Below are 13,268 nucleotides of genomic sequence, written 5' to 3'. Positions count from 1 at the left end.
CGGAGGGCAGCGCATGAGTGGCAATAACACCAAGCTGGGCATCATTCTGATGGCCGCCACGACGCTGGTCTTTGCACTGCAGGATGGCATCTCGAAACATCTGGCGGCGGAATATAACACCTTCATGGTGATCATGATCCGTTACTGGTTCTTTGCGGCCTTTGTGATCGCCATTGCCAGCCGCGCCTCGGGCGGTCTGAAACAGGCGGCGCGTACGGATCAACCGCTGATGCAAAGCTTTCGCGCGGTGCTGCTGGTGGCAGAAATTTGTGTGGCGGTTTACGGATTTACCCTGTTGGGCCTGGTCGAAAGCCACGCGGTTTTTGCCGCTTATCCCCTGATGATTGCCGCCCTCAGCGGGCCGGTTCTGGGCGAAAGCGTCGGCTGGCGGCGCTGGGTGGCGATCGGCTTTGGCTTTGTCGGAGTACTGATCATTCTGCAGCCCGGCTTTGGTGTCTTTCAGGTTGAGGCCTTGGTGCCGTTCCTGTCGGCCCTGATGTTTGCACTTTACGGTCTGCTGACCCGTTATGTGGCCCGCAAGGACAGCGCCAGCACCTCATTTTTCTGGACCGGCACGGTGGGTTCGGTGGCGATGACCGCGGTAGGCATCTGGTTTTGGCAGCCGATGTCAGGCGGGGATTGGATCTGGATGGCAACCCTCTGTGTCAGCGGCGCCTTTGGCCACTTCCTGCTGATCAAATGCTATGAGGTGGCCGAGGCCAGCGCAGTGCAGCCCTTTGCCTATCTGCAGCTGGTTTTTGCCTCTGCGCTAGGGGTCACGCTCTTTGACGAAACGATCCGTTGGAACGTGGCGCTTGGCGCTTCGATCATTGTGGCGGCAGGCCTCTTCACCCTATGGCGAGAGCGGCAAAACGCTTGAGCCTTTCAGCTCATCGGTAAAGGGCTGCGGCAGGGGATCCTTGCCCAGTTGCGCGCGGTAGATCGGCAGGCTTTCGGCCACGCGCATGACGTAATTGCGGGTCTCATTAAACGGGATGAACTCAATCCAGTCGATCACATCCACTTTGGCTGATCGAGGATCGCCGCGGTCCTGCATCCAGCGGATCGGCCGTTTCGGCCCGGCGTTATAGCCCGCCGAGACCAGCAGCACATTGCCATCAAATTCCTCCCCCAACTGCGCCAGATAGGCCGCCCCTAGCAGCGCGTTATACTGCCAGTTCGTCAGCATCGCCGCCGGATCATGTTTGACGCCTATCCGCTTCGCCACCAGTTTGGCAGTGGCGGGCATCACCTGCATCAGCCCCTCCGCCCCAGCATGGGACACCACTGAGGGATCAAATTCGCTTTCACGTCTGGCGATGGCCAATGCCATTTCCGGCTGCGCCGCCAGTTGGGTCTGGGTCAACGGGTGCAGCGGGTAATAGGGGTTTGCGATGGTCAACCCCCGTTGGGCAGCCTGTTTGCCCACCATCACCGCCAGATGTGGCTGTCCCAGCTCGATCAGCAGATCCCCCAATTGGTGAATCTCAGCTTCGGGCAGGGTTTCGGTCATATGGCGCAGGAATCGTTCAGCCAGCACCAGGTCCCCGGCGTTTATCAGCAGCAGTGCGGCCTCAAAGTTGCTGGAGCCCGCAAAGCCAGCCTGCTGCCAGCCCGGGTGGCGCGTCTGTCCGGTCAGCGCGGGATCAAACCCCACCCCAGCCTTTTCGGCCGCCAGCAGACCGTAAAAACTGGTCTGATACTGCGCTCCAAACGCATATGCGGCTTTGGCAGCCTCGGAGTTGCCCATGGCCTCCTCAGCGCGGCCCTGCCAATAGCCGGCGCGACCCAGCGAAATGGGGGTGAAGACGTCCGCGCGGAAGTTTTCAAAATGGGTCTTGGCCAGATCGGGGCGGTTCAGGAACCGCAGCGCCAGATAGCCCGACAGCCATTCCAGATCGGCAAAGTTGCGCCCCGTCGTCAGCCCGTGTTGCGAGGCCAGCTGATAGGCCTTCTTCATCTCACCAGCGCGCATCAAGCGGCGGGTCAGGTCGCGGCGCGACCGGCCCCAATTGTCCGCCTGCCCCAGCTGGTCGGGGCTGCGGTCCAACATCAGCTCAATCGCATCCGCGCGCCGCCCTTTGCGCAGCCGCCATTGATACCGCTCATAGGCCAGCCCGGGATCATTCGCGAGCGTTGCGGGCACAGCGGCGATCAGACCGTCGACCCCTTTGACATTGCGCTGCAAACCGCGCCGTGCGGCGGCCAGGGCCTGCCAGTCTTTTCCGACAAGGGGCACCATATCTGCGGTGTTTTGCTGCCAGCCTTTCCACAGCGCCATGTCCAGCCGTGCGGTGTGATGGGGCGCCAGAACCTTGCCAAATTCCGCCCTAAGGGCCGTGTTTTCGCCAGATTTGAGCGAGATGCTGCGCCAGCCTGCAATCACGGCGGCCTCAGCCTCAGCTTGTTTGCCGGCGGACTGCAAGGCTTTGGCATAGCTCAGCAATCCAACACCGGTTTGCGGTGGCTGCGGCGCGTAAAAGGTGATGATCTGCGCCGCGGATCCCTTGGCCATCGCTGGTTCCATCCGTTTGCGCAGCAGTTTCAGCCCCGGCCAATCGCCGCGCCTCTCCAAAAACGCGCTAACGTCAGCTGCGGTGCCCTCAGCAGCGCGCAGCCGATGCCATTCCACCAGATCCGTGGCCACCGCACCACCCGCGCGGGCCGCCAGTGCCTCGGCCTTGGTCCAATCTTTGGAGGCAACCGCATTCAGTGCCGCCGCAAGGGGCTTGGGCCCGGCCGCTGCCCCCGATTCGGGGGTGCCAGACGCTTGCGCCAGCGCACCACTGGACAAGGAAATGCAAAGAAGAAGGGGAAAGAGGCGCATGATGACTTGCGTTTCCAAAGGATCCGGGGATAGACAACCGCAGCTTATGTCCGGCGGTCCTATGGGGCAAATCACGACGGCGACATCCCGCCACCCTTTGGACCATCCCGCCGGTAAGCCACGATTAATCATCCGGGCCTGTTGCCCGCCACGACGAAGAAGGAGTGTCGCATGTTCAAAGGATCTTTTCCTGCATTGGTCACGCCGTTCAAAAACGGCGAGCTGGATCTGGAGACGCTCAAGAAGCTGATCGAGTGGCATATTGGTGAAGGCACCAACGGGTTTGTGCCGGTTGGCACCACGGGCGAAAGCCCCACCCTGACGCATGAAGAGCATGAAACTGTGATCGAAGAGGTGGTGAAAGCCTCCGCTGGCCGTGTGCCGGTGATCGCAGGTGCCGGCAGCAACAACACGCTGGAAGGCATCCGTTTCATGCAGCACGCCGAAAAGGTGGGTGCAGATGCGGCACTGGTTGTGACCCCTTACTACAACAAGCCGACTCAGCGCGGCTTGATTGCGCATTTCACCGCGCTGCATGATTGCTGCGAATTGCCGATCATCATCTACAATATTCCGGGTCGTTCGGTGATCGACATGACCCCGGAAACTATGGGTGAGCTGGCCAAACTGCCGCGCATCATCGGTGTGAAAGATGCCACCGGCGATATCGCCCGCGTCAGCCAGCAGCGCGCTGCCTGCGGTGCAGATTTTGTGCAAATGTCGGGTGAAGACGCGACCGCACTGGGCTTCAACGCGCATGGCGGGGTTGGCTGCATCTCGGTCACTGCAAACGTTGCGCCGAAGCTCTGCGCCGAATTCCAGGCCGCCACCCTGGCAGGCGATTACGCCAAAGCATTGGAATATCAGGATAAGCTGATGCCGCTGCACGAAGCGATCTTTATCGAGCCAGGTCTGGTTGGCGCCAAATACGCCATGTCGAAACTGGGCTTGTGCAGCGAAGAGGTGCGTCTGCCGCTGACCGGCCTGAGCGACAGCACCAAAGAGGCGCTGGACGCCGCGCTGGCCCACGCTGGTCTGCTCTAAGCCGCAGCGTTGTTAGAAATACGGATCACCCGGGCCTTTGGTCCGGGTGTTTTCGTTTAGCGCGCCTGTTTGCCGCGCCACAGGATGAACAGGCCGGAGAGGACGATCAGACCGCTGCCGATGGCCATATAGCCGTCAAAGCTTTCGTCAAACCAGACCACGCCGATCCCGACGCCAAACAGCAGGCGCGAATAGCGGAAGGGGGTGACGGCGGAAACCTCGCCGGTGCGCATGGCTTTCATCAGGGAACTATAGGCGAAGATGCCAACGAAGATCACAATGGCCATCAGGCCAAGGTCGGTTTGTGTGGGTGTTACCAGCGGTTTGCCTTCCCAAATCAGGAACAGCCCGCCCGCCGTGGCCAGCGACAGGAACCCGTAAAGCCCCAGCGTCGATGTGCTGAGCGTTCCTGGCGCGGCGCGGCTGGCCAGATCGCGCCCGGCGAACCCCAGCATCCCCAGCACCGCCAGAACCGATAACATGGTGAAACTGTCCCCGGTCGGGCGCAGAATCACCAGAACGCCAGTCAGGCCGATCAGAATCGCTAACCAGCGCCGCCAGCCCACCTTTTCGCCAAAAATCAGCGCCGCCGCGGCCACAACGACCAGCGGCGTGGCCTGCAGGATCACTGTGGCCGAGGACAGCGGGGCCAAGGCAACGGCCAGCACGTAAAACAGACGGCCCAGCACCTCAAACACCACGCGGATGCGCATCGGCAGGGACAGCACATCAGGGTGAAACAGCCGTTGTCCGGTGGCCAAGAGGTGCAGTGCAAACACAACCGCCCCACCAAAGCCAAAACACAGCATCACCTGCCCGACGGAAACCGTCAGCGCCGCCTGTTTCAGCAGCGCATCTTCAATGGCAAACAGCACCATAGCCAGCACCATCCAAAGGGCGCCGATCAAATTTGCTTGGCGCAGGTCGGTGGCAGCGGTGGTCATGCGGTGGCCTTTCACGAGACGTGTCGTGCAAGAGCCACCACAGATTGTGGGTAGGTGCAAGGGGCGCAGAGGTCGCGCCCCTTACTTCGCGGCCTCTGCGCAATCCCCGGTCAGAGCGCAGACCGCCTCATAATGCGACAAAAAGACAGTTCCTGTCAGTTCGTCGAGGAAGTGACTGCGCTGCAGCCGGTCCATCACCGGGCCTTTGACCTCAGACAGGTGCAGCTTGATGCCAACATCGCGCAGGCGGTGGTTGATCTCTTCCAGACTTTCCAGCGCGGACATGTCGATCTCATTCACCGCCGAACACAGCAGCACCACATGTTTGATCGGCTCATCACAGGCGATGCGGTCATAAACGTAGTCCTCCAGGAACCGCGCATTGGCGAAATAGAGGCTTTCATCGATTCGCAGCGTCACCAGCTCAGGATGGGTTTCCACCTCATGGCGCAGAATATTGCGGAAATGCTGGGTGCCAGGCACCAGCCCCACCTCGGCCACATGCGGGCGCGAGGTTTTGTAGAGGAACAGGAAGATCGACAGCGCCACCCCGGCTGAGACCCCAATCTCCACCCCCATGCCGAGGGTCAGGAAGATCGTCGCGGCCACGGCGGTGAAATCGATTTTGGAATAGGTCCAGGCTTTGCTGAGGATTGAGAAGTCCACCAGGCTGAGCACCGCAACGATAATGGTGGCGGCCAGCGTTGCCTTCGGCAGGAAGAACAGCAGCGGTGTCAGCAGCAGCGCGGCCAGCAGGATCCCAACTGCGGTGAAGGCCCCCGCTGCCGGTGTTTCAGCCCCGGCATCGAAGTTCACCACCGACCGGGCAAAGCCGCCAGTGACCGGGTAGCCCCCCGAAATCGCCGAGGCGATGTTCGATGCACCCAGACCGATCAACTCCTGATCGGGAACAATGCGTTGGCGTCTTTTGGCGGCCAGGGTTTGCGCCACGGAGACCGATTCAACAAACCCGATGACCGAGATCAGCAATGCCGAGACAAACAGCGATCCCCAGATTTCGGCGCTGAACGATGGCGCGCTGAGCGGCGGCAGGCCCATAGGCACCTCCCCCACGATCTTGACGCCCTGCGCTTCCAGATCAAAGCCCCAGGTGACCAATGTGGTGACCACCACAGCCAGAACCGGGCCTGCTTTGGTCAAAACGTCCGCCAGCCGTGGTTTCAGACCCAGGCCCAGCAGCATCGATTTCATGCCCTTGCGCACCCAAAAAAGGAAACCAACAGTCAAACCGCCGATCAACAGGGTGATCGGATTGGTCAGATGTTGGTTTTCAAACAGCGATCCCAGCAACTCGACCATCGTGTGACCATGGGCATCGATGCCAAAGATATGTTTCAGCTGTGATGTGGCGATCAGCACGCCTGAAGCGGTGATAAACCCAGCAATCACCGGATGGCTGAGGAAATTGGCCAGAAACCCAAGGCGGAAGATCCCCATCACCAAGAGCATCACACCGGACATGAAGGCCAGCGTAATGGCCGCCAGCGCATATTCCGCAGTGCCCTGTAGCGCTAGATTGCCCACCGCTGCTGCGGTCATCAGCGACACGACCGCCACCGGCCCAACGGCCAGCGCGCGGCTGGTGCCGAAAATCGCATAAGCAACCAGCGGCAGGATTGACGCATAAAGCCCCATCTCAGGCGGCAGGCCAGCCAGCAAGGCATAGGCCAGCGACTGTGGGATCAGCATGATCGTTACAATCACCGCCGCCACCAGATCGCTGGTCAGCGTGTCACGATCGTAGTCCTTGGCCCAGTTTAGGATGGGCAGGTTGCGCCGCAGGGTTTCGGCAAGGGGCGTTGAGAAGGGCATGGGGGTCATCCTGTACGTGTTAAGGATGCTTATATATTCAAAAAGAAGAATAAGTGAAGGGGTAAATTTGAAATGTAGCTTTTCTTGAAGGGAGGGGGCGGGCCGCAAGAGCCCGCCCGAAGCGGCTTACCGCTGCATCAGATGTGCGCCGTGCGGATTGTCGATCACCATGCGCCAGCTGCCGTCACCCTGTTGGCGCAAAACCGCAACCGACAGTCCGGACTGCCGGATTTCCTGCCCGTCCGGGGTCTGGCCCACCATCGACCAGGGCGCGATATGCAGGGCGATGTCACCGGCTCGGATGACCTCATGACCTGAGTATGTGAACTCCGGGTTCACCTGAGCAAACCCTTCAAAGGCGGCGCGGGCCATCGCGGCATCGCTGATCGGCTGGCCGGGCTCAAAGGCAATTGCGGCCTCAGGCTCATAGCTTTGCATCACCCGGTCCATATTGCCGGCCTCAAAGGCGCTGGTCATGGTTTCAATGGCGGTGAGGATGGCTTGGTCTTGCATGGAAATCTCTCCTTCTGCGGTTAGGGTTTGGGGCAGGCTGGCCAAGGGCAGCGCGATCGAAAGCGCGCAGGTCTTCAGCCACGTCGGGACGTGTTTCATCAGGATCTCCTGTTCTGATGGTTGGGAATGTTGTGGTTAGCCGGTGGGCTTAACCGGTCGTGTTAGCTGGGCGGCGGCGTTTCCGCATGGGTTTCGACCATGCGCAGGATGGCGCGGGCGTAGTCCACCGGCGCCTCCTTCGGGGCGGCACCCTGTTGTAATTTGCTGGCGACCAGATCGGCGCTGGTCTCACGGGCCATCTGCACGGCCGCTTCATAGCCCTGCGCGCCTGCCAACAGGGGATCGGGCTGGTCCCCCAGCCGGCCCATGGTCTGTGCCGCCGGCAGGCGCCGGGGGCAGGAACAGGCCGCCCCGGCGCGGGCAACGCCACAGCTGCGGGCGGTGAAATCGGTGACTTTGGTGCGGGCCCGGCTCAGGCGCTGACGGTAATTGGCAGGGGTGATCTCCAGAGCATCCGCGGCCTCTGACTGTGACAGTTCCAGAATATCGCCTAGCACATAGGCGGCGCGATGGTCGCGGTCGAGGCACAGGAGCATCGCCATGGTGCAGCGCAGCCGCAACTCATTCAGCATCACATGATCTTCAGGCGCGGCCTGTGCCGGATCCGCCAGACCATCCAGCAGATCTACCTCAAACATCTCAAAACTCAGGCCGGGATCGCGGGCCAGCACCTTGCGGGCGGTCAGCAGGTAGTTGGTGGCGATCCGGTAGACCCAGGTCGAAAACCGCGCCTCCCCCCGAAAGGTCGAAAGCTTGGTAACCACACGGATCAGAATTTCCTGCGTCGCATCCTGCGCCAGGGCCGGATCCGCCAGCATCCGCAGGGCCAGGTGATGCACCCTGTCCTGCACCGCACGCACCAGCGCCTCAAGCGCCTGTGCCTCACCGGCCTGCGCTGCGGCGATCACAGTGGGGGGGATTTGTTTGCTCTCTTTGGCCATCTCTGCGCCCTCATCTCAATGACTGATATAAGGTTAGACCGCGCGATGTGCCGAGGTGTGACAGATTTTCTTGAAAAAATTTCATCGGGTGCCGATCTGAGGAGAGGCCGCAGCATGGACAGTGGCCCCCAAGCGCAGTAGGACAGCCCCATGGCACAGAAGAAAAACGCAGATCCGAACTACAAAGTGGTGGCCGAAAACCGGCGCGCCCGCTTTGACTATGCGATCGAGGATGACATCGAATGCGGTATCATCTTGCAAGGATCCGAGGTGAAATCCCTGCGTGAAAACTCAGCCAATATCGCCGAAAGCTACGCTTCGGTCGAAGATGGTGAGCTGTGGTTGATCAACGGCTACATCGCCCCTTATGAGCAGGCCAAGACCTGGGGCCACGAAGAGCGCCGCCGCCGCAAGTTGCTGGTCAGCAAGAAAGAGCTGGCCCGGATGTGGAACGACACCCAGCGCAAGGGCATGACGCTGGTGCCGATGGTGCTCTACTTCAACCACAAAGGTCTGGCCAAGCTGAAGATCGGCATCGCCAAAGGTAAGAAGCTGCACGACAAACGCGCCACCGAAGCCAAACGCGATTGGGGCCGCCAGAAACAGCGCCTGCTGCGCCACGGCGAGTAAGGGGCAAGGGCGGCAAGGGGGCGCTGCCCCCTTCTTGGCTGACGCCAATTCAACCCCCGGAGTATTTTTCGAAACGTTGAAAGCGCCTTTCAATGATCCTTAAATACTCAAATTCCCCCATTTAGATCCGCGTTTCGGTCTGAGCCCTGGGCGCAGGCCGCGCGGCCCTCTTGCCTCTATCGCCCTTGTTCTGTAGGTCGGTTGTGAACTGATCGAGGGGGGTAGTGATGGCCTATGATGATCCGAAGACGCTGGTCTCAACCGAATGGTTGGCCGCGCATCTGAAAGATCCCGATCTGCGTATTCTGGATGCCAGCTGGTATATGCCGGCTGAGGCGCGGGATGCGAAGGCGGAGTTCGATAAGGCGCATATCCCGAACGCCCGTTTTTTCGATATCGATGATGTCAGCGATCACCGCTCGGATCTGCCGCATATGGCGCCGCCGGTGGAAAAGTTTATGTCCCGGCTGCGCGCCATGGGGGTCGGTGATGGCCATCAGGTGGTTGTCTATGATGGTTCAGGCATCTTTTCGGCGGCGCGGGTCTGGTGGCTGTTCAAGCTGATGGGCCAGGACAATATCGCGGTTCTGGACGGCGGTCTGCCCAAGTGGCAGTCCGAAGGCCGCCCGGTCAGTGATGAGGAGCCGGTGATCCGGGATCGCCATATGACCGTGCGCCGCCGCGCCGATATGGTGAAGGATGTGACCCAGGTCAGCTCAGCCGCGAAGCTGGGCGATTATGAAATCGTTGATGCCCGCGCCCCGGAACGGTTCCGCGGCGATGTGCCGGAGCCGCGCGAAGGCCTGCGCGCCGGCCACATTCCTGGCTCCAAGAACGTGTTTTTCAAATCGCTGCTCAATGGCGATCAGACCATGAAATCCCCGGCCGAGGTCACTGCGATCTTTGCGGCTGCGGGCGTTGACCTTTCTAAACCCGTGATCACCAGCTGTGGCTCTGGCGTGACCGCCGCAGTGCTGAGCCTGGCACTGGAAGCCACGGGCAAGACCGATCATTCGCTTTATGACGGATCCTGGACGGAATGGGGGGCCTTCCCCACTGTCCCCGTCGCCACTGGAGAAGCCTGAGACCATGTTCAGCAATCTGAAACAACAACCCGCCGACAAAATCCTGGCCCTGATGCAGGCCTATCGCGAAGATCCGCGTGACACCAAGATCGATCTTGGGGTTGGGGTCTATAAAAACGCCGAAGGGGTGACCCCGGTGATGCGCGCGGTGAAAGCTGCGGAAAAGCAGCTGTGGGAACAGCAGGACAGCAAAAGCTACGTTGGTCTGGCCGGCGATCCCGGTTTTGCCGATGCAATGATCGATCTGGTGCTGGGCGACAGCGTTGCGCGTGACACCATCGCCGCGGCGGCGACCCCCGGCGGCACTGGCGCCTGCCGTCAGGCGTTTGAGATGATCCGTTGGGCCAATCCTGAGGCGCGTGTTTTCGTGTCGAACCCGACCTGGCCGAACCACATTTCGATCCTGAAGTTCCTGAACATCGAGACTGTGGAATACCGCTATTTCGACAATGACACCCGTGGGGTGGATTTCGAAGGCATGCTGGCGGATCTGAAACAGGCCAAGAAAGGCGACGTGGTTCTGCTGCATGGCTGCTGCCACAACCCGACCGGTGCCAACCTGAACTTGGCGCAGTGGAAAGAGGTTGTTGCGGTTCTCTTGGAGACCGGCGCGATCCCGATGATCGACATTGCCTATCAGGGCTTTGGCGATGGTCTGGAAGAAGATGCGCAGGCAACCCGTTTGGTGGCCTCCTCGGTACCGGAATGCCTGATCGCGGCCAGCTGCTCGAAAAACTTCGGGGTTTACCGTGAGCGGACCGGTATCCTGATGGCGATTGCTGCGGACAAAGGCCTGAAGGGTCTGACCCAGGGCTCGCTCAATTTCCTCAACCGTCAGAACTACTCCTTCCCGCCGGATCACGGCGCCCGTGTTGTCACCATGATCCTGCAGGATCCGGCGCTGCGCGCGGATTGGGCGGCTGAGCTGGAAGAGGTGCGCCTTTCGATGCTGGGCTTGCGTGAGCAGCTGGCGGGTGAGTTGCAGCGCCTGTCGGGCTCGGACCGTTTCGGCTTCTTGGCGCAGCACCGCGGCATGTTCTCACGTCTTGGCACCACGCCGGAGCTGGTTGAGGTCATGCGCAAAGAACACGCCATCTACATGGTGGGCGATTCGCGGATGAACATTGCCGGTCTCAACAAAACCTCGGTGCCGATTTTGGCCAAGGCGATCATCGACGCCGGCGTCTAAGCCACTGAGTTGACGAAGATTGCAAGGGCGCCCAGGTGGCGCCCTTTGTTGTTTCTGGCAGCCGGTCAGAACCGCTTGCCGCTTGGATGTGCCGTTATGTTGCGGCTTGCGGTGGCTTGGAAAATCGCATCGAATGGGGACTTCCCGGCAGAGCACACCAAAGGCAAACCCCATGAGCACCTCCCCTTCTGACATCACCCGCTATTTGCACGATCTGTTGCAGGTTGAAGCGGTCGAAGACAATTTCTTCCGCGGTATGGCAACCCCCAAAGGGCGCGGCCGCAGTTTCGGCGGTCAGGTGATTGGGCAGGCGCTGATGTCTGCGATCAAAACCGTGGGGGACGACCGCCCGGTGCATTCGCTACACGCCTATTTCATGCGCCCCGGAGATGCCACCAAACCGGTGCTTTACCGCGTGGAGCGGGACCGCGACGGGCGCAGTTTTGCCACCCGGCGGGTGGTGGCGGTGCAGTCGGGCAAGCCGATCCTGAACCTTGCGGCCTCGTTCCATGTGAAAGAAGAAGGGCTGTTCCAGCAATCCACCATGCCCGATGTGCCCGCCCCGGAAGAGTTGGAAAATGAGGTGCAGCTGGGCGAACGTTTCGCCGAGCAGCTGCCTGAGGCCTATCTGGCCTGGTTGAAATCACCGCGCCCGATTGAGTTGCGGCCGGTTGGGTTGCGTCCGCCTTTCACCCGCGAAGCACAAGGCCCGATGCAGCATATCTGGATGCGCATCCGTGGCGATCTGGGCGATACCGTGGCGATGCATCGCGCGGCGCTGTCTTATGTGTCGGACTTTGGCCTGTTGGGCACCTCGGTTCTGCCCTGGGGTAAAGCCTTCATCGATCCGGATATGCAATTTGCCAGCCTCGATCACGCGGTCTGGTTCCATGACGATTTCCGCATGGATGAATGGCAGCTCTATTCGATGGACAGCCCCTGGACTGGTGGCGCGCGTGGCTTTAACCGTGGTCAGATCTACAGCCGTGACGGTCGCCTGGTGGCAAGCACCGCACAGGAAGGTCTGGTGCGGGAGGTGACGCCGAAAGGGTAACGGACGACTTAGTCATCCCAGCAGGCATCGCGGCGGTAAAAATCGCGCAGCGTTTGGCCTGGGCGGTGTTTGAACCGGTCGCCTTCCTGCAGGGTCTGAATGCGATCAATGCGGAACATGCGGAAGTCCTGTCGCAGCTCACACCATGAAACCAGCGTCCAGACCTTGCCCCAGAACCACAGACCCAGCGGACGTACCACGCGCTGGCTGGGACGTTGGTCTTCGTCTGCATAGGCCATGTGCAGCAACAGCTGGGCGTTGACGGCGGCCTCAATCTGATCGATTCGATTGCGCAGCTCTGGCGTCATTTCCTCAGCGTTGATGGCATGGACCTGCACCGCCTCGGACCGGGCGCGGGCCGTGTCGGGTAGAACGGCGTTGATTTTGACCAGCGCTTCTTCGGCGCTGGCGGCCATTTTGGCGCCCCCAAAGGCGCGCAGCAGCCGGGCACCTGCCACCAGTGCCACAATTTCGTCTGAGGTGAACATTAGCGGCGGCAGATCGTAGCCGTCCCGCATCAGGTAGCCGACACCTGCCTCCCCCTCAATCGGCACGCCTGAGCCGATCAGATCGGCCACGTCGCGGTAAATCGTCCGCGGCGTGACCTCCAGCTTTTCGGCCAATTGCGCAGCCGTGACCAACCGCCCGCCGCGCAGGTACTGCACGATCTGAAACAGGCGGTCGGCGCGGCGCATCAGGCGGTGACCTCAAACAGGCCGATGGAGTTGCCATCAAGATCCTGCGCGTAGTGGAACCGGCCCACGGGCAGCGGCACGGGGCCACCGATCAAGGTGCCACCTGCTTCGGTCACGCGCACTGTTGCCTCTTCCAGCGTGTCGGGGATCTGCAGATGCACAGTCGGGCCCTGACCTTCCTTGGCCGCTTTGCCGGGATAAAGGTGGCCGCCGGTGCCGTTCATATCGTTGTTGAAAAACGAAATGGGGTTCGGGCCGTTGGTGTCGACCGTCATTTTGTAATCAAAGACCTTGGCGTAAAATTCCATTGCCTTCTCCAAATCGGTGACCGGGATTTCCGCCCAGACAAGAACGGGACGCGCGGTTTCAGGGAGGGTTTCTGCAGCCGTCATGGGAATCTCCTTTGTTTAATGACGGCGTCTTAATGGCACAGCCCTCCTGACAGCCTTCTGT

General features: G+C 60.7%; 13 protein-coding genes. 6 read left to right on the top strand and 7 right to left on the bottom strand.

What is annotated here, in order from left to right:
- Positions 1-13 precede the first annotated feature (13 nt).
- On the top strand, positions 14-880 hold the full coding sequence (locus TL5118_RS18665) for a DMT family transporter (protein ID WP_058242312.1): 867 nt from the start codon (positions 14-16) through the stop codon (positions 878-880).
- Here TL5118_RS18665 and TL5118_RS18660 read toward each other — a convergent pair.
- Complete coding sequence (locus TL5118_RS18660) at positions 854-2,827, bottom strand: lytic transglycosylase domain-containing protein (protein WP_058242313.1); 1,974 nt, start codon at positions 2,825-2,827, stop codon at positions 854-856. The two genes, TL5118_RS18665 and TL5118_RS18660, sit on opposite strands and share 27 nt — an antisense overlap.
- 171 nt (positions 2,828-2,998) lie before the next feature.
- Between TL5118_RS18660 and dapA the strand changes: the two genes are divergently transcribed.
- Positions 2,999-3,871: a 4-hydroxy-tetrahydrodipicolinate synthase gene (dapA, locus tag TL5118_RS18655; protein WP_058242314.1), complete on the top strand. Its 873-nt coding sequence runs from the start codon at positions 2,999-3,001 to the stop codon at positions 3,869-3,871.
- Between the two features lie 56 nt (positions 3,872-3,927).
- On the opposite strand, the gene TL5118_RS18650 is transcribed toward dapA, so the two are convergent.
- The 4 genes from TL5118_RS18650 to TL5118_RS18635 form a co-directional block, all read right to left on the bottom strand.
- Positions 3,928-4,815, bottom strand: coding sequence for a DMT family transporter (locus TL5118_RS18650; RefSeq protein ID WP_058242315.1), 888 nt, complete (start codon positions 4,813-4,815; stop codon positions 3,928-3,930).
- Positions 4,816-4,896: 81 nt separating this feature from the next.
- Entirely contained in the window at positions 4,897-6,648 is a 1,752-nt protein-coding gene (locus TL5118_RS18645; RefSeq protein WP_058242316.1) for a SulP family inorganic anion transporter, read from the bottom strand.
- A 126-nt stretch (positions 6,649-6,774) separates the two neighbouring features.
- Positions 6,775-7,260 carry a YybH family protein gene (locus TL5118_RS18640; RefSeq protein WP_058242317.1) on the bottom strand — a complete coding sequence of 162 codons (486 nt, stop codon included), beginning with the start codon at positions 7,258-7,260 and terminating at the stop codon, positions 6,775-6,777.
- Between the two features lie 62 nt (positions 7,261-7,322).
- Complete coding sequence (locus TL5118_RS18635) at positions 7,323-8,162, bottom strand: RNA polymerase sigma factor (protein WP_058242318.1); 840 nt, start codon at positions 8,160-8,162, stop codon at positions 7,323-7,325.
- Positions 8,163-8,312: 150 nt separating this feature from the next.
- Between TL5118_RS18635 and smpB the strand changes: the two genes are divergently transcribed.
- From smpB to TL5118_RS18615, 4 genes are all read left to right on the top strand, one after another.
- Complete coding sequence (gene smpB, locus TL5118_RS18630) at positions 8,313-8,792, top strand: SsrA-binding protein SmpB (RefSeq protein WP_058242319.1); 480 nt, start codon at positions 8,313-8,315, stop codon at positions 8,790-8,792.
- 227 nt (positions 8,793-9,019) lie between these two features.
- The gene (gene sseA, locus TL5118_RS18625) at positions 9,020-9,877 is read left to right on the top strand and encodes a 3-mercaptopyruvate sulfurtransferase (protein WP_058242320.1); all 858 of its coding nucleotides are present in this window, start codon (positions 9,020-9,022) and stop codon (positions 9,875-9,877) included.
- Between the two features lie 4 nt (positions 9,878-9,881).
- A complete protein-coding gene (locus TL5118_RS18620; RefSeq protein ID WP_058242321.1) occupies positions 9,882-11,066 on the top strand; it encodes an amino acid aminotransferase in 1,185 nt (394 codons plus the stop codon).
- Between the two features lie 172 nt (positions 11,067-11,238).
- On the top strand, positions 11,239-12,120 hold the full coding sequence (locus TL5118_RS18615; RefSeq protein WP_179945274.1) for an acyl-CoA thioesterase: 882 nt from the start codon (positions 11,239-11,241) through the stop codon (positions 12,118-12,120).
- 8 nt (positions 12,121-12,128) lie between these two features.
- On the opposite strand, the gene TL5118_RS18610 is transcribed toward TL5118_RS18615, so the two are convergent.
- Both TL5118_RS18610 and TL5118_RS18605 read right to left on the bottom strand, forming a co-directional pair.
- A complete protein-coding gene (locus TL5118_RS18610) occupies positions 12,129-12,815 on the bottom strand; it encodes a helix-turn-helix transcriptional regulator (RefSeq protein ID WP_058242322.1) in 687 nt (228 codons plus the stop codon).
- Complete coding sequence (locus TL5118_RS18605) at positions 12,815-13,207, bottom strand: VOC family protein (RefSeq protein ID WP_058242323.1); 393 nt, start codon at positions 13,205-13,207, stop codon at positions 12,815-12,817. Before TL5118_RS18605 ends, TL5118_RS18610 begins: the two co-directional genes overlap by 1 nt.
- Positions 13,208-13,268: the final 61 nt, after the last annotated feature.

The organism is Thalassovita autumnalis (assembly GCF_001458255.1).
Taxonomy (GTDB): Bacteria; Pseudomonadota; Alphaproteobacteria; order Rhodobacterales; family Rhodobacteraceae; genus Thalassobius; species Thalassobius autumnalis.
The sequence above is the reverse complement of the archived record's forward strand: the minus strand, read 5'-3'. Positions and strand labels throughout refer to the sequence as shown.